Source organism: Sphingopyxis sp. Geo48 (assembly GCF_949769155.1).
In the GTDB taxonomy this organism is placed as follows: Bacteria; Pseudomonadota; Alphaproteobacteria; order Sphingomonadales; family Sphingomonadaceae; genus Sphingopyxis.
Genome location: NZ_CATKPA010000004.1, coordinates 279,365 through 296,684 on the forward strand (window position 1 = coordinate 279,365; position 17,320 = coordinate 296,684).

General features: G+C 58.7%; 13 protein-coding genes and 1 pseudogene. 8 read left to right on the forward strand and 6 right to left on the reverse strand.

From position 1 onward, the window contains the following. Positions 1 to 35: 35 nt before the first annotated feature. The 5 genes from QOL79_RS15465 to QOL79_RS15485 all read right to left on the reverse strand — a co-directional run bounded on the left by QOL79_RS15465 (position 36) and on the right by QOL79_RS15485 (position 7,560). Positions 36 to 1,679, reverse strand: a complete 1,644-nt coding sequence (locus tag QOL79_RS15465; RefSeq protein ID WP_029995535.1) for a flavin-containing monooxygenase — start codon at positions 1,677 to 1,679, stop codon at positions 36 to 38. Positions 1,680 to 1,740: 61 nt separating this feature from the next. After that, positions 1,741 to 2,643: an alpha/beta hydrolase gene (locus tag QOL79_RS15470; RefSeq protein ID WP_029995534.1), complete on the reverse strand. Its 903-nt coding sequence runs from the start codon at positions 2,641 to 2,643 to the stop codon at positions 1,741 to 1,743. 168 nt (positions 2,644 to 2,811) lie between these two features. Beyond that, positions 2,812 to 4,017 carry a 3-oxoadipyl-CoA thiolase gene (pcaF, locus tag QOL79_RS15475; RefSeq protein ID WP_029995533.1) on the reverse strand — a complete coding sequence of 402 codons (1,206 nt, stop codon included), beginning with the start codon at positions 4,015 to 4,017 and terminating at the stop codon, positions 2,812 to 2,814. A gap of 22 nt (positions 4,018 to 4,039) precedes the next feature. Then, the gene (locus tag QOL79_RS15480; RefSeq protein ID WP_223806615.1) at positions 4,040 to 6,109 is read right to left on the reverse strand and encodes an FAD-dependent oxidoreductase; all 2,070 of its coding nucleotides are present in this window, start codon (positions 6,107 to 6,109) and stop codon (positions 4,040 to 4,042) included. After that, the gene (locus QOL79_RS15485) at positions 6,106 to 7,560 is read right to left on the reverse strand and encodes an NAD-dependent succinate-semialdehyde dehydrogenase (RefSeq protein ID WP_029995531.1); all 1,455 of its coding nucleotides are present in this window, start codon (positions 7,558 to 7,560) and stop codon (positions 6,106 to 6,108) included. Before QOL79_RS15485 ends, QOL79_RS15480 begins: the two co-directional genes overlap by 4 nt. Before the next feature lie 161 nt (positions 7,561 to 7,721). Between QOL79_RS15485 and QOL79_RS15490 the strand changes: the two genes are divergently transcribed. The 6 genes and pseudogenes from QOL79_RS15490 (at position 7,722) to QOL79_RS15515 (ending at position 14,381) form a co-directional block, all read left to right on the forward strand. Next, positions 7,722 to 8,513: an IclR family transcriptional regulator gene (locus QOL79_RS15490; RefSeq protein WP_029995530.1), complete on the forward strand. Its 792-nt coding sequence runs from the start codon at positions 7,722 to 7,724 to the stop codon at positions 8,511 to 8,513. 20 nt (positions 8,514 to 8,533) lie between these two features. Next, entirely contained in the window at positions 8,534 to 9,694 is a 1,161-nt protein-coding gene (locus tag QOL79_RS15495) for an acyl-CoA dehydrogenase family protein (RefSeq protein WP_029995529.1), read from the forward strand. Positions 9,695 to 9,723: 29 nt separating this feature from the next. Further along, complete coding sequence (locus QOL79_RS15500; protein ID WP_029995528.1) at positions 9,724 to 10,878, forward strand: iron-containing alcohol dehydrogenase; 1,155 nt, start codon at positions 9,724 to 9,726, stop codon at positions 10,876 to 10,878. Then, positions 10,875 to 12,083, forward strand: coding sequence for a CaiB/BaiF CoA transferase family protein (locus QOL79_RS15505; RefSeq protein WP_051170537.1), 1,209 nt, complete (start codon positions 10,875 to 10,877; stop codon positions 12,081 to 12,083). Before QOL79_RS15500 ends, QOL79_RS15505 begins: the two co-directional genes overlap by 4 nt. A gap of 61 nt (positions 12,084 to 12,144) precedes the next feature. Then, a complete protein-coding gene (locus QOL79_RS15510; RefSeq protein ID WP_081663831.1) occupies positions 12,145 to 13,023 on the forward strand; it encodes a helix-turn-helix domain-containing protein in 879 nt (292 codons plus the stop codon). Between the two features lie 46 nt (positions 13,024 to 13,069). Next, positions 13,070 to 14,381 (forward strand): annotated as a pseudogene (locus tag QOL79_RS15515) (IS701 family transposase). A 61-nt stretch (positions 14,382 to 14,442) separates the two neighbouring features. On the opposite strand, the gene QOL79_RS15520 reads toward QOL79_RS15515, so the two are convergent. Next, positions 14,443 to 15,375, reverse strand: coding sequence for a tetratricopeptide repeat protein (locus tag QOL79_RS15520; protein WP_129405073.1), 933 nt, complete (start codon positions 15,373 to 15,375; stop codon positions 14,443 to 14,445). Between the two features lie 151 nt (positions 15,376 to 15,526). Between QOL79_RS15520 and QOL79_RS15525 the strand changes: the two genes are divergently transcribed. After that, positions 15,527 to 16,831 carry a DUF6946 family protein gene (locus QOL79_RS15525; RefSeq protein ID WP_225011210.1) on the forward strand — a complete coding sequence of 435 codons (1,305 nt, stop codon included), beginning with the start codon at positions 15,527 to 15,529 and terminating at the stop codon, positions 16,829 to 16,831. Between the two features lie 152 nt (positions 16,832 to 16,983). Beyond that, positions 16,984 to 17,319, forward strand: a complete 336-nt coding sequence (locus QOL79_RS15530) for a killer suppression protein HigA (protein WP_124809294.1) — start codon at positions 16,984 to 16,986, stop codon at positions 17,317 to 17,319. The last annotated feature ends 1 nt before the right edge of the window (position 17,320 follow it).

The following is a 17,320-nucleotide window of genomic DNA, read 5'->3' on the forward strand; positions in this document are numbered from 1 at the left end:
CCGGTCGTTCAGACGCGAACGAATTTCGATGGTCATCAAAGCGCGGTGGTTGCAGTCTGACGATCGAATATCATCGATTCGTAGCCCGAATTCCGTACCGATTGAAGTTCTGAACGGTAATTGCCGAGACCACCGAGATAAAACATCACTGCGTTTTTCTTGCCAGGAATGTTCGCCCCGAAAATCCACGATTCCGCCTTAGGGAACAGTGTCATGTTGGCAATTGTCCGGCAGGTTTCCACCCAGGCATCTTCGGCTTCCTGCGTCGGCTCGATAGTGGAGCGGCCGTCAGCTTCCATGGTTGCAATCGTGTCGGAAATCCATTCCACCTGGCTTTCGAGACTGGGAGGAAGGTTTGTGAATGGACCGTTGGGGCCCAGGATCATGAACATGTTCGGAAAGTCGGCTTCCATCATCCCGAGGTAACCCAGAGGGCCATCGGCCCACTTGTCCCGGATGGTGACGCCACCGCGTCCCCGAATATCGATCTTCGTATAGTTTCCATCGACCGCATCGAAACCTGTAGCGAAAATCACCGCGTCAAGTTCGTGTTCGATCCCACTGGCCAAGCGGATGCCTCTTGTCGTGAATTCTGCGATCGGATCGTCCTTGACGTCTGCCAGCGATACGTTTTTCCGGTTGTAAACACCGTAATAATCCGTCGCGCACAGCGGGCGCTTGGCATAGATATCGCCGGGCGTCAGTTTCCGGGCGATTTCTGGATCCTTCACGATCTTGGCAATTTTCCGCTTGATGAAGTTTGCCGCCGAGGTGTTAACCTCATCGCTGATCGCGACATCGTTGAAGGTCTCGAACATGAAGCGGAATCCACCACCGCGCTGCCACGCTTCCTCGAATACGCACTCCCGCTCGGCCTCGGGGACGTCGATTCCCGCAACGGTGCTCTCGACAAAACCGAAGGCGACATTCGAACTCTTTATCTGCTTCCAGATTTCGTCATAGTTGGCCTTGTAGGTATCGATCGTCTCAGTGTCTTCGGGCCAGTTTCCGATCGGAACGACGTATTGGGCAGATCGTTGGAATACGGTCAGGTGCTTTACCTGGGGCGCCAGGGCAATGATCACCTGAATTCCGGTTGAGCCCGTCCCGATTATGCCGACACGCTTTCCGCTGAGATCGACCCCTTCAGGCCACGCGCCTGTATGGTAAATGTCACCGGCATAGTCGTCGATGCCACAGAACGTCGGCTTGTTGATCGCCGAAAGAAGTCCCAGGCCGGTAATGAGATACTTGGCCGATGCCGTCTCACCCTTGTCCGTTACTACATGCCATAGCCCAGTCGCTTCGTCGAAACGGGTCGATACTATCTTGGTGTTGAACTGATAGCTGCTGCGCAAGTCGAAGCGGTCAGCGACATTGTTGAGATATTCCAAAATCTCGGGCTGAGTGAGATAGCGGGTCTGCCAGCTGCCTTGATCAAGGAGTTCCTTGTCGAATGAGAAGCGATAGCAGAAGCTCTCGGTATCCGAGAGCGCTCCCGGGTAACGATTCCAGTACCAGGTCCCTCCGACATCGCTCGCATTGTCATAGGCCTTTACGTGGAGACCCTGGTCATTACGCAGCTTGTGGACCGCATAGAGCCCTCCGAAGCCTCCGCCGATCACAATTGCGTCAAAGTCCGCGCCAGGGGTCTTTGTCGCGGTCACATTTCTGATCATATTTACCTCCAGCGCGGGATTTCCGCGCAAACCATTGTTGCAAGATGCGTTTTTCCGGCGGTCAAAGTGCGCGATACCACGCTGAGATCCTGAGCAATTCGTCGTCCGCCTCATGCGCGCGCCCGGCAAGGGCCGGAAAGACATGCTGCATTCCGGGGACGACCGAGAGGGTGACGGAAACGCCTGCGTTGCGAGCTTTTTCGCTCAACGACTCGGCATCGCTCAGCAATGCCTCGGCTCCACCGGCATTGATATAAAGCGGCGGGAAGCCCTGAAAGTCATTCTCGAGTGGATTGGCCAGCGGATCCAGCGGGTCCGCAGTGCCGCCAAGAAACATCGAGATCATGCCCTCGAGTATCTGGCGCCCGACAAGAGCGTCCGTCGCCGCGTTGGCTTCGAGTGTCGCGCCACGCAGCGCCATGTCCAGCCAGGGAGAAAAAGCTATGATGCTGCCCGGAAGTTGCCGGCCCAGCTCACGGAGCCGAAACGCAATGGCAATGGCGAGATTGCCGCCCGCACTGTCCCCCGCAGTCGTTATGAATCCAGGGTGGAAACCTCTTTCGATCAAACCGAGATATGCGGCGATCCCGTCTTCGATCTGGGCAGGGAACGGAAATTCGGGGGACCGCCGGTAATCGGGAATGAACGCAGTTACGCCCAGAGCGCTGGCAAGATGCCCTGCGAGCTTGCGATGACTATCTGCCGATCCCACGGCGAAACCTCCGCCGTGGGTGTAGAGAATGACGCGCGCGGAATCGGCGTCTTGCGGAAATGCCCATATTCCCGGGACTCCGCCGACTTCATCTGATTTGTAGCTTACGCCCTCGGGTTCACGTGCTGGTTTGCCCCACTCGTCGAACATACTGCGCAAATCGGCAATCGACATTGCGGGATTGGCGGCCATCCGGCTGCTCCAATCCTCGTACAATTCGCGCAGGAAATCTGCTTCCCGATTGTCCGCCATTTGGCCTCTCCATCCATCTTTTTTTGAACGCCCCAATCGATCGTTGTCCGAAACTTCGGGCGGCCGAGAGCTGATCCAGTGGAGAAGCTATGTCGTGCTTGGCTTCAGGTCTTGAATTTTACTGCGCGTTCCGTTGTCGTTTTTTGCGGCCACCCAGAGGCAGGTCTCCTAGACCCGCTCCAGCAGCAGCGCGCTTCCTTGTCCGACGCCCACGCACATAGACACAATGGCGTAGCGCCCGGTCCCTTGAGCAAGTTCAATCGCTGCGCTGCCCGTAATCCGTGCCCCGGACATGCCCAGCGGATGACCGAGCGCGATCGCTCCGCCGTTGGGATTTACGCGATGATCTTCATCATCCAGACCCAACGACCGCGTGCAGGCCAGCGCCTGGCTGGCAAAGGCTTCGTTCAGTTCGATCACGCCGATGTCGCCCATCGTCAGCGATTGCCGAGCGAGTATCTTTCTGATCGCCGGAACCGGACCGATACCCATGATCCGGGGAGGAACCCCAGCTGCCGCAGCGGTCACCACTCGGGCAAGGGGTGTCAGCCCATATCGACGAACAGCTTCCTTCGACGCCAGCAGCAATGCTGCGGCACCATCGTTCACCCCGGATGCGTTTCCTGCCGTGACGGTCCCGTCGGTACGCACGATTGGTCGTAGTCGAGCGAGGTCATCTATGGTCGTGTTCGGTTTCGGATGCTCGTCAGCGTCAATTATCGCGGCTTGCCCCCGCTTCACTGGGGCGCTGACCGCCACGATTTCCCGCGCCAATCGTCCGTTGCTGCCTGCTCTGGCAGCCTTGGCCTGCGACCGCAGGGCAAAGGCATCCTGATCGGTCCGCCCGATCGAATACTCCATCGCGACGTTTTCGGCGGTCTCGGGCATCGAGTCGACGCCATAGCTCGTCTGCATCGCCGGATTGACGAATCGCCATCCAATGGTCGTATCCTCCATGGCGACAGCGCGTGAGAACGCGGTTTCGGCTTTTAGCTGAACAAACGGGGCTCGACTCATGCTCTCCACGCCGCCAGCGATCACAAGCTGGAGTTCACCGCACCGTATCGACCGGGCACCAGTGATAACCGCCTCAAGACCTGAGGCGCAAAGGCGATTCAGGGTCAGGCCGGGAACTTCCTCGGGTAGGCCCGCGAGCAGGGCAGCCATGCGGGCCACGTTTCGGTTGTCCTCGCCTGCCTGATTTGCGCAGCCAAGCAGGACCTCATCGATCTCGACCAGGTCGATCGACCGATTTCGCTCGATCAGGGATCTGATCGGAACAGCGGCCAGATCGTCGGCGCGTACCCTGGCAAGGGCCCCGCCGTGGCGGCCGATCGGCGTGCGGATGAAATCGCAGATGAACACATCAGCCATGTCTTCAGACCTATCTTCAAGTTCAGGCATCCGCGAACGACCTGGCGTCGCGAACCAGGTTCGTGATCAGTGAAGGGACTCTCCAGCCCAGAGGGTCGGCGGACGAAAACTCGGTGATCCTTGCAACCACGCAAGCCGGAGTCAATGTGTCCGCGTGATACATCAGTCCCCCTCGCCAGCGAGGGAATCCGTAGCCATGAACCAAGACCAGATCGATGTCCTGTGTCGAGGCGGCGATTCCTTCTTCAAGAATAAGGCAGGCTTCGACGATCATGGACGTGATAATTCGATCGACAATCTGCGCCTCACTCAAAGTCCGACGGGCAAAGCCTTCTTTCGCCGAGATCGCCACGATGAGGTCTTCGACCAAGGCGGACGGCCGGAGCCGACCCGCGTCATCGTAATCATACCAGCCAGCCATCGATTTACGGCCAAGTCTACCATGCTCTTCGACCAGGCACTCGAGTATGGGAAGCATTCTTGCGTCGGCGCGGCCGTCCAGGCGTTGTCGCTGGCGATTGGCATATGCAATATCGAGACCCGACATGTCCTGGGCTTCATAGGGGCCCATGGCCATGCCGAATCCCCGCATTGCCGCATCGATGCTCGACGGTGTTGCGCCCTCGGCAAGAAGGATGTCCGCCGTTTGGCGATATCGGGTCAGTATCCGGTTTCCGATGAAGCCATCGCACACACCGGCCACGACCGGCACTTTGCCTAGCATCCTGGCGAGCGCGATGCCCACGCCAAGAGTTTCCGGAGCCGTTCTGCCACCACGCACGATCTCGAGCAGTTTCATCACGTGCGCAGGACTGAAGAAGTGCAATCCCAGGAAGCGCGCGGGCTCGGGAACACTTTCCGCCAGAAGATCGACATCCAGGTACGAGGTATTCGTTGCGAGAATTGTCGAAGGCGGCAGATTGTCACCAAGGGCTGCAAAGATAGCCTTTTTGACAGCGAAATTCTCGAACACGGCTTCGATGGCGATGTCAGCCGCCCCGAGATTTTCGAGCCCCACCACCACGTTCGTCAAACTGCTGATACTGTTAGCCTCTTTCTCGGTCAGGACCCCCTTCTTTGTGCCTTGTTCGACCAGCCCCGAGAATCGCCGCCGGGCATCTGCTGCCCGCTGGGCATCCATCTCGACCAAGGTCACCGTGATTGAGGCTCGGGCAAGGGCGTAGGCTATGCTCGCGCCCATATTCCCCCCGCCTACGACAATCGCCCGTTCGATCGGACGGTCTGGTCTTGGGTAACATGACCGGGTTGAAGCGGCGCGCTCGGCGAAGAAGATGTGGCGCAATGCCTTGGCCTGATCGGATCCGCGAAGTTCGAGGAAGGCCTCCCGCTCGCGATTCATCCCGACATCAAGGTCCCAGTCGGTACTCCCGGCCACCAGTTCCAGCGCGCGCTCGGGGGCCTTCTGCCCTCGGGCGCGGCGGGCAGCATCCCTGGCAATGGCCGACACCGCATCTGGATGTGCCGCTGGCGCGGGACGCCGGTCGGCGACCAGCATGGTATCGAGTTGATTCCGGTCCATGCCGAGAGCGGCGGCGACGGGATCGGATGCAACACTATCGACAAGTCCGATATCATGCGCCTCCCGTGCCGACAGCAGCCTTCCGTGCACAATCATGTCGAGCGCGTGGGGGATGCCCACAATACGGGGCAGACGCTGCGTTCCACCAGCGCCCGGCACTACCCCGAGCGTCACTTCGGGCAGGCCCAGCCGGGCCGAAGGTGCGGCAACCCTGCACCGGCAGGCCAGCGCAATCTCGAGGCCTCCGCCAAGCGCGCTCCCATTGATCGCAGCGATGGTCGGCACGGAGAGTTGCGCGATCTCCCGCAGCACGTCGTTCAAATGCGGCTCTATCGGAGCATCGCCAAATTCCCGGGCATCGGCCCCGGCCACGAACGCCTTGCCTGCCCCGGTTATGACAATTCGCTCGGGATCGCTGGCGGCGGCCGTGCGTATCGCCGCAAGCAGGGCGGCACGTACCGCAGCCTTCAGGAGGTTGAGCGGAGGATTGTCGATGGTCAGAAGCGCAACACGATTTCGCCACTCGATCCGCACCAGTTGCCCATCGCTCACGCACAAACTCCTGCGAAACGCGAAACGAATTTCGTGTTGAGGTAGCCATCGAAAGTCTCGCTGCCGCCTTCGGTGCCATATCCACTGTCACGGACCCCTCCGAACGGGGTTTCGGGCAAGGCCAGTCCAAAATGATTGATGCTGACCATGCCGGCCTGCAGGCATGCCGCAGCGCGGTCCGCGCGTTCAAGCGAGTTGGTGAAGACATAGGACGCCAGGCCGAACGGCAATGCGTTTGCCCGATCGATGGCATCGCTCATGTCGTCAAAGCGCGAAACCACGGCGATGGGGCCAAAAGGTTCATCCCGCATCAGCGCGATACGATCGTCCGCAGTATCGACGATAGTCGGTGCGAAGAAATAGCCCGCATTCCCCTGTCGTGTGCCGCCGGCAAGGATGGCGGCTCCACCGGCGCGCGCGTCGTCGACCAGGCGTTCCATTTCGGCAATCCGCCGGGCGTGACACACTGGCCCCATCTGGATATCGGGCTCAAGGCCGTCACCCACTTTGACCGTCGCAAAGGCATCAACCAGAGCTGCGACAAAGCGTTTGTGAACGCTCGCCTGCACAAAGAACCTGGTCGGCGATATGCAGACCTGTCCTGCGTTGCGCAGCTTGTTGCCGGCCAGCACCCTTGCGGTCGCCTCGGCGTCTGCATCATCGAAAATCAGGACAGGCGCATGACCGCCAAGTTCCATCGTGGCGCGCTTCATGTGACGACCAGCGAGTTCGGCAAGGCTCTTGCCGACTTCGACCGATCCGGTGAAGGTGATCTTGCGAACATCGGGATGGGCCACCAATGTTTCTGAAATCATTGCGGCATTGCCCCAGACGAGATTGAGGCATCCATCAGGCAATCCCGCTTCCTGCAGATAGCGGGCGATGGCCATACACGCAGACGGGGCTTCCGCAGGGCCTTTCAGGATCATTGTGCAACCGCAGGCCAATGCTGCGGCAACCTTTCGCACTGCCTGGCTCAAAGGGAAGTTCCATGGCGTGATTGCCAGGCAGACGCCCACCGGTTCCCGCAGAACCTGCTGCTGTACAGCAGGGGATCGCGATGGGATTATGCGACCGTAGATGCGACGCCCTTCTTCGGCGTGCCAATCGATATGATCGGCCGAAGAACGCACTTCAACAATCGCTTCGGCCAATGGCTTTCCCTCGTCGAGGGTAATGGCGGCTGCAATTGCCTGTTCGTTCTCACGAAGCAGATTGGCAAACCTGCGCAGTATGGCGCTGCGATCAAGCGGCGAAAGCTGCCGCCACCCTTCGAATGCCACGCGGGCCGATCTCACCGAAGCCTCGAGATCATCGGGCGTCGCTTTCGCGATAAGCCCGATCTGCTGGGCGGTCGCCGGGTTGATGACGGGCTGGGTTTCGCGCTCTTCCGGGCCGATCCACGTGCCTGCGATGAACAGTGCGATGTCTGCATAGTCATGTTGAGTCATAACAATCCTCTTCACCGTCGAGTTTTGGCAACCACGCGGAACTGGACAAACCCGATTTTATTCCGCTCTGCGGAAATATATTCCGCAATATTGACAAACCTCTTACTACCAGTGTAGAGACATTTCAAGTCGGCAACGGCCGGGGTGAGAGGAGTATTGCGGTGCGACCGCGCAAGGAGCTTTCAAAACAGGAAGGTACGGACCGCGATTTCGTGGTTGCCCTGGCGCGTGGACTCGAGGTCTTGCGCGCTTTCCGCAGGGAGGGTGAGGCGCTGGGCAACGGCGATTTTGCCGCTCGGACCGGCTTGAGCAAATCGACCATATCGAGATTGACTTATACGCTGCACCGCCTTGGCTACCTCAGCTTCGACCCGGAAACAGCCCGATACCGCCTCGCCCCGCCGGTACTTTCGCTGGGATTCTCATGCCTTGCCGGATTGCCGGTCATAGATCTGGCCAAGCCGTACATGCAGGAACTTGCAGACTATTCGGGCATGCCTGTTGCGCTGGCAGGCAGGGATCGCCTGACGATGATATACTTGGAGCGTTGCCGCGGCTCGAACCCGATCACGCTCGCGATCGACGTGGGAGCCCATATCAAACTGGCGACCACGGCCGTGGGCCGCGCCTTTCTGGCGGGGATATCCGAAGAGCGCAGATCTGAAATTATCGAGGACATCCGCCACCACGAGGGTCAGGCATGGCCGGCAATCGAGAGAGGGATAAATGATGCTCTCGAGACCTACGCCAAACACGGATACTGCCTCTCGATCGGCGAATGGAAGGCGGATGTGAACTCCGTTGCCGTGCCCTTCATCCCTGCAAACGGTGCGCCCGTTCTGGCCTTCAATTGCGGCGGGGCGGCATCTCATCTGACTCGCGACTGGATCGAAACCGACATTGCTGCCCGGCTGATTGAACTTGTCCGCAACGTCAGCGCCATTTCGCCCTGAGCCTTTAGGAAGCCCATTTCATGTCAATGGACAACGAAACTCTTTCACAGTTCCTGGACACGCTGGATCGCTTTGTTCGCGAGCGGCTCATTCCGTGCGAAACCGAGGTGGCCGAGAATGATGCAATTCCCCAGGCTCTTGCCGAGGAAATCCGGAACATGGGTCTTTTCGGCATGTCGATACCCGAGGCGTTTGGTGGCCTCGGCCTGACCATGTCCGAAGAGGTAAAGGCGGCATTTATTCTTGGTCAAGCATCTCCCGCATTCCGATCTCTGTTCGGCACGAACAACGGCATTGGATCGCAGGGTATCATCATTGACGGCACGCCTGAGCAAAGGGAGCACTACCTGCCTCGCCTAGCCACGGGCGAATTGATTTCATCCTTTGCCCTGACAGAGCCCGATGCTGGCTCCGACGCTGGCTCACTTTCCACATCCGCGAAGCGGGACAGCGAGCACTTTGTGATAAATGGCACCAAGCGCTATATTACCAACGCTCCGCTGGCAGGGTTATTTACGGTGTTCGCCCGTACCAAGCCGGGAACCAAAGGTTCCTCCGGGGTCACCGCCTTCCTCGTGGACGGGACTACCCCTGGTATCTCGTTCGGTGCACGCGATCGCAAGATGGGACAGAAGGGATCGCAGACCTGCGATGTGATCTTCCAGGATGTGCGTGTGCATGAATCGTCGATCATCGGCGGGCCTGAATTCGAAAACAAAGGGTTTCGGACAGCGATGAAGGTCCTTGATCGCGGCCGCTTACACATATCAGCTATATGCGTCGGGGCCGCCGAGCGGCTGATCAAGGAAAGCCTCGCTTACGCCCTGGAGCGTAAGCAGTTCGGTGAACCCCTAGCCGAAAAGCAGCTTATTCAGGCCATGCTGGCTGACAGCAAGGCCGAGGCTTTTGCCGCACGATGCATGATCGAGGAAACCGCTCGTCGGCGCGACGCGGGCCAGGACGTGTCAACCGACGCGGCGTGCTGCAAGATGTTCGCCAGCGAGATGGTCGGCCGGGTCGCGGATCGCGCAGTCCAGATTCATGGCGGCGCGGGCTATATGTCTGAATACCCGGTGGAGCGGTTCTACCGCGATGTGCGCCTGTTCCGTATCTACGAAGGCACCACCCAAATTCAACAACTGATAATCGCCCGAAACATGATCAAGGAAGCCGCCTTCTGATCGGAGCAACTTCCTCACCGGAGAAACTTATGGACCTCAACTTCCTGTCTTGTCCGCGCATTATTTGCAAAGCGGGATCGCTGTCCCAAGTCGGTGACCTCGTCTGCGAGCTGGGAGGCAGCCGAGTCCTGCTCGTCACCGATCCTGGCATTGTGGCTTGTGGATTTTCCGAACAGGCCATGTCCAGCCTCGGTGCGGCAGGCATCGCGGTCGAGATTTTTGACCGCGTAGCAGCAGATCCGCCCATGGCAATCGTCTCGGAAGCTGTTGGATTCGCCAAATCGTTCGGAGCCGACGCAATTATCGGCCTAGGTGGAGGAAGCTCCCTCGATACGGCCAAGGTGGTCGCGCTGGCAGCGGCGAGCGGCCAGACTATCGACGGCATGATTGGTGTCGGCAAAGCAATCGGCCAAAGGCTTCCACTCATCCAGATTCCCACAACCGCCGGCACTGGCTCGGAAGTGACGTCGGTTTCCGTCTTGACCAGTGCCAAACAGGAAAAGCTGGCTGTTTACGCGCCGCAACTGCTTCCAGACATTGCGCTGCTGGACGCAGCGCTTACACTCGGCATGCCTCGCAAGATCACGGCAGCGACCGCACTCGATGCCATGGTCCACGCCATCGAGGCTTCGACGAGCAGGACTCGCAAGAATTTGATTTCCGACGGTCTGGCAGACAAGGCCCTTTCGCTCCTGGGGCAAAACTTGCCGCGCGTCCTCGACACCCCATCGGATCTAGCCGCACGCGAAGCAATGTTGCTGGGCGCAACCCTTGCAGGCATGGCATTCATCAACGCCAGCGTGGGTTCGATCCATGCACTATCGTACCCGCTGGGAAGCCATTTTCACGTGCCGCATGGACATGGCAATGCTCTGGTTGCTGCACCAGTGATGCGCTTCAATCTGGTAGTCGCAGAAGCTGAATACGCGCATCTTGCCAAGGTATTCTTGCCGAATCGGACCTTTGCAAGCAACGCGGAGGCTGCCAATAGTCTCATTTCGGCAATGGAGGAAATGTTCGCAGCGAGCGGTCTGGAAACGCGGCTATCGCAGCTGGGCATTTCTGCCGATGCCGTTCCGGCGATGGCGCGCGAAGTCACCACGGGACTTACTCGCCTGATAGCCAACAATCCTTGCGACATGTCTTATGATGATGTCGTGTCACTATACGAAAACGTGCTATGACCTCGGGTCCCCTCACAGGAATCCGTGTCGTTGACCTCAGCCGTGTTCTCGGCGGACCATACTGCACGCAAGTTCTCGCCGACTACGGCGCCGACATCATCAAGATCGAACCACCTCAAGGAGACGAGACGCGAGGATGGGGCCCTCCATTCAAGGATGGTCTCAGCGCCTATTTTTCGGGCGCAAATCGCAACAAGCGATCGATCGGCATCGACGTTGGCAAGCCCGAAGGACGCACGGTCGTGCTCAAGCTGCTGGAGAGCGCGGATGTGCTGGTCCACAACTTCAAGAGCGGGACTTTGGAAAAATGGGGGCTGGGCTACGATCAAGTGCTTCAAGCGCTGTTCCCGAAGCTTGTCCTTTGTCATGTGACGGGCTTCGGCGCTGACGGTCCCCTGGGCGGACATCCGGGTTATGACGCGGTGGTCCAAGCAATGACCGGATTGATGAGCATCAACGGCGACCCCGGAAACGGGCCGGTCCGTATGGGCACTCCGGTGGTTGATATCGGGACCGGCCTTATTGCCTGCAATGCAATCCTTGCCGCATTGATCGAGCGCGGCAGATCGGGGCTTGGCCAGAAAATCGAGGTTCCGCTCTACGACTGTGCGATCAGCATGCTGCATCCTCAGGCCGCCAACGCCCTGATGTCAGGCAAAATTCCGGTAGCAACGGGCAACGGACATCCGAACATCGTGCCTTATGACATGTTTGAGACGCGCACCGGAAAGATCTATCTTGCCGTTGGCAACAATGGCCAGTTCGCCAAACTTTGTGCAGTTTTGAAACGCCCGGATATTGCCGTGGACGCCCGCTTCGTCGATAATGCCGCAAGAATCGCGCATCGCAGGGAACTTGGCGAGTTGCTGACGCAATGCCTTGCCGAGCTTGAGGCCGAAACTCTCGAACATATGCTGCTGAATGCCGGCGTGCCGACAGGCGTTGTGCGCAACGTGAGCGAGGCGCTGGCGCATCCCCATACCATTCACCGAAACATGGTGGTGAAGATGGGCAATTACAGCGGCACGGGAATTCCGGCACTGTTCGGCCGGACGCCCGGGTCTATCCGCAGTGCACCGCCAAGCTTCGGGCAGGACAGCCGGTGCATTCTGCTTGAATCTGGGTACAGCGAAGCTCAAATTGCACAGATGGAAGAGCAAGCCATAGTGTTTGGTGCAGGAGAGAACGAAACTGGCCAGGTTTGAAATGGCCGATCTCGACTGAGATTTTTCCAATCACCATGCGCTCTGGGTTGGGGGGTGAGCCATGAATGATCTAATTCCGCCAGAAGATATCACGAAATGGATTCCTGGACGCAAAACGATCGACAGCACTGCACAAGGCTGGCGCGGATTAACATTAATGGGTTATCGTTACGCTGGCCTCGAAGTCGAGATTCCGCCGATGCGGGATTATATGATCGTGGTCTATCAAGACGCCGATACCAGCATGCGCCGTCGTTGCAATGGCCCTTGGCAAACCGAGAAACTTCGGCCGGGCTCCATTTCCCTGCTCACACGGGGTGAACAATCGACGTGGCAATGGGACGATGCGATCAACGTCAGGCATATCTATCTTGGCCATAGTGCGATCAGCGAAACCGCTGCCCAAATATTTGACCGGGACCTCGCGAGCATCGATATTGCAGACCGTGTTTGTACGACGGATAATATGATCCAATTCTGTCTAAATATGCTTGAACAGGAATACAGTGGTTTTGGAGTAGGCGAGTGCCTCTTCATTGATGCATTACGAACGCAACTTGCAGTCCACCTGATCAGAAACTATGCTGATATTGCAATAAAGGAAACTCATATTGGTACTTTAGGATCAAATTTGCGGAAGGTGGTTTCAGAGTACATCGAGGAATCGCTAGGCGATCGAATTCATCTCGAGGATTTGGCATCGATCGCGGGATTAAGCCCGTTTCATTTTTCCCGAAGGTTCAAGCTCGAATTCGGCGTGACACCACATGCATTCGTAATTCAACGAAAAATTAAGAAAGCAAAGGCATTGCTTCTCAAACGGGATCTGCCTTTGAAAGCGATTGCGGCTGATTGCGGTTTCTCCGATCAAAGCCATATGAACAGAACATTCAGAAAGGTGTTAGGCATTACACCAGCGGAATATCGCCGATCTGCCTAGCACTACTTTGGCAGAAATGTGATTTTGGGGATTCCCCTGACGTCGAATGCGTGATTCATGGAGAGCCAGCTTTGACGGAGGCTGGCGATGGGCGAGAACTGGCAGGCAGACTTGGAGCGGTGGCTTGGAGCGGTGGCTTGGCCCGTATTTGGAGGGGCTGGGGAACAAGACAGGACGTCGGATGTGTCCGGCCTATATCGCCGGCCTGATTGGGCCGGGTGATCGCAAGAGCATTCAGCCCATGGCGGCCCGGTCGGACGCGGTCGCTTATGACCGGCTGCATCATTTCATCGGTGCCGGCCTGTGGGACAGCGCCCCGCTGGAAGCGACCTTGTGGAGCCAGGCGGACGAACTGGTTGGCGGTGACGACGCTTGGCTGATCATCGACGACACCGCCCTGCCGAAGAAGGGCAAGGCGTCAGTGGGTGTCGCACCCCAATACGCCACGGCGCTGGGCAAGAACGCGAACTGCCAGACGCTGGTGTCAGTGACGTTGGCCTCCGGCGAAGTTCCACTCATGCTGAGCTTGCGTTTGTTCCTACCGGAAAGCTGGACGAGCGATGTTGGGCGGATGGACAAGGCCGGCGTGCCTGCTTCCTTGCAGGAATATCGCACGAAGCCAGAGATCGCGATCGAGGAGATCGATCGCGTTATCGCGGCCGGGGTGCGCTTCGGCTGCGTGCTGGCCGATGCCGGTTATGGGTTGTCCGCTCCGTTCCGGCAGGCACTGAGCGAGCGCGGCCTGTGCTGGGCCGTCGGCATCCCCCCGGCACCAGAAGATCTACCCGGCCGACGTGCAACTGATCTTTCCGGTCGCTGGTCGCGGGCGGCCCCGGGTGCGGCACGTGCCGGACGTCAAATCCCGGGCCGCACACACCATGCTCGAAGCCGCGAAGTGGCGTCAGGTTAGTTGGCGCAAGGGAACGAAGGGACGCCTAGCCGCACGCTTTGCCGCCGTGCGTGTGCGCATCGCCGACGGAGCTCCCCAGCGGATCGGCTCCGCCGGAGCCCAGCACATGCCGGGGGAGGAAGCCTGGCTGGTGGGCGAGCATCGCTCGAACGGCGAACGCAAATGCTATCTCTCGAACCTGCCCGCCGGCACCCCGGTCAAGGACCTGGCCGGCGCAATCAAAGCGCGCTGGATATGCGAGCAAGCTCATCAGCAACTCAAGGAAGAGCTCGGCCTGGATCACTTCGAGGGCCGGTCCTGGACCGGACTCCACCGCCACGCTTTAATGACCATGATGGCCTATGCCTACCTCCAAAGCCGCCGGATCGCTCAGGCGGGACGGAAAAAAAAGAGTCCTTGGCCCGCCGCCGCAACCCACACTGCCAGCAGTGCGCCAAGCCATTCTTGACCACCTGTCACGCTCTCCACCGCCCCAATGTCCTCGCTGCGGATGCCTCTTGAACGCAAGGTCAACCAAACTTCTGCCAAAGTAGTGCTAGGGTCTCGGCCTTTGCATACCATTCGTGCCCCGCAGGGAGGTCCCCAAGCTCGATGTGGACAGCGCCCAACAAAGTGCATGGTCTATAGTCGCTTGAGGTCAGTTGATGCGCTTCGCTTGCCAGTGCCTTCGCCTCGTCGAGGCGGCGCAGGTCACGCATTGCTCCGCCACGCGTTGTCGCCAAGGCCGACCTAAGTTTGGGATTTGATCCGACCTTTGCCAAGGCCGCGTCGGTCAGACGCAAAGCTCGCTCCGGTTCACCAGCCTTACGCCAATGCCCGCTCGCATTCACGGCATTCCAGGGATCACCGCTGCTTTCCCATGCTTTGGTCAGGGCTTCGGCTTCCAACGCATGCCAGGCTCTCTGCAGTTCGTCGGTCCAGCAGTAATCGGCCTCGGTCTTGAGCCATGCGAGGTCCTCGACAGTGAGGCGTTGCCCGGTGGCGACCTGCCTGAGTAGCGCCATCACGCGCCGATAATCTTCGCTTTCGATATATCCCACGCCGAAGCGTTGCCGCAGTTCCTTGGCCTCTCGATTTCGACGGAGGGCGGGGTCATTAGCCATGGCGGCGAAGGTTGCCTTGACCGCAGCGGCTCTGGCATCAGCGCGTTCCGCCAATTCTGCCGCATCCTTCACGGCCTTGACCGAAGCCTCTTCAATGCGCGCGGCTTGCTCCTGCTCGGCCGCGGCCTGAAACTCTCCCAGGGTTGCCTTACCGTCCGTCAAGGTGACGAGTGCATGCAGGCCGGTCGTGGCGAGAAACTGCCGCTGTAGCGTGGCCACCTGCTCGCCTGCATCGATCCTCAAGAGAATCCCGTTTAACCGGGCGCCCAGTTGAGTGGCGCCGGGGAGGTCCTCAAGAAAATAGCGTTCCGCTAGGTCCGTGTGGTGAGATCGTGTCATTGCCCTATTTTACGCTCGCGGTCCTGCGCGCCGAGGATATCTTCACTTCCGACATCGTGCGACTTTCTATGTGGCACGCTGGCCTTTTGGATCTCTTAACATCTCAAGGCGAGCTCGTCGTATGGCCGTGAGCCTATTGCCTGCTGTTGACATGATGCTGGAAGAAAAGGAGCTCGGCGCCATGCAAAGTGAATCGACCATCCGCCGCCTGCATGTCCCGGTATTGCGACCCGAAGACGTGATCCATCACCTCGGATCTCCAACGCATTGGCAGCCAGGTCGTTCTGCCAAATCGGTGGCTGATCTCTGGTTTTCTGTGAACGGGCTTCCGCCTTCAGTGAAATCGGCTCTCAATCATGACCCCGCGTTCAAGGGAGCTACATTGGTCGATGCGTTTTTTGAGCGCCCGGTCGACCTTGGTGATGGTCAGCGACCGAGTCAGACCGACCTCATGGCGATCCTTCGTCTTAATAGGCACCTTGGTGTTCTGGCCGTCGAGGCGAAAGTGGACGAGACTTTCGGCCCGACAGTCCAGGAGTGGCTTTCAGAAGCAAAAGGGGATGCGACCGCACGCCCGGCACGCCTGGAGCGGCTATGCCGAAATCTCGATCTCGATCCGGCGACGGTCGGGAAAATTCGATACCAACTCATTCACCGCACGGCCTCCGCAGTCATCGAAGCCCAACGCTATTGCGCGCGCGATGCAGCGATGATCGTTCAGAGCTTTTGCCCGAAACGCTCTTGGTTTGACGACTACCGGGCCTTTGCCGAGGCCATGGGTTTTCCAGATGCGCCAGTCGGCGCAATCACTCCGGCAAAGGTCTGCGACGGCGTTGCGCTGCGGATCGGATGGGTAGCGGAGCCAAACGGAGGGGCGATCAAGCGGCTCGGGACGGCACGAACCGTTCCTGCGCTCACGGAATTGGGCCGGGTACAGCTGTCGAAATCCTTCTTCATGCGTGATATGCTCTATTCGGAAGTGGCCATGGTCCACGGGCTCAACAACGCGCCCGATGACCCGGACCTAGCCATTAAGGCGGGCAAGCGGCTGTGCGAGGACCTGCTCGAGCCACTGCAGGATCAGTGGGGGCGGATCGCGATCCGCTCGGCTTACCGCTCGTGCGAGGTGAACGGCTTCTGCAACGAAATGCAGCGCAAGAAGAAGGCTGGCTACACCTGCGCGTCCAACGAGAGCAACTACGCCGGACACATTTGGGATCGCCTTGACGCCGGAGGCTGCTTGGGGGCGATGGCCTGCGTAGTCGTTCCCAGTTTCTGGGCGAACAATCAGGAGCCAGGTGATTGGCGGATCCTGGCGCGATGGATTCACGAGAATCTGCCTTATTCGACGCTGTATTTCTTTCCGACCTATTGGGCGTTCAACATCGGCTGGCATGAGCGGCCCGAACGGACGATCAAAAGCTATGCGGAGCCGGCAGGCCTATTCACGCCTTAAGATGGAAAAGCGAACAGACGTAATCATGGAGGCAAGGTCGCCTGTCTCGGGTCGACGCCAAGTCAGCAATAGCTCGACCGCACCCTCCCTTGCGCAATCAGCAAGCCTCCGTTAAGGCGTTACCTATTAGGTAACGAAAATGAGCCATTCTCTTGGATATCGATTTTCGAAAGCGCAAGCTCGAGAAGACCTTCAATGCGCAGGCAGAATTGCTCAAAGCCTATGGGACACCCATGGCCAAGGCGATCATGAAGCGCATGACGGTGCTTCGTGCTTCGCGCGACCTGAGTCTGGTGCCGGTTACGCCTCCCGAACGAAGGCATCAGCTGACCGAGCACCGGGACGAGCAGTTTGCAGTCGACTTGGTTCATCCCAAGCGACTGATTTTTGAAGTGAACCATGATCCAATCCCTCGCAACGAAGACGGGGGAATCGATCTAACCAAGGTGACAGCGATAACGATCATCGAAGTGGTCGATTATCACTGAT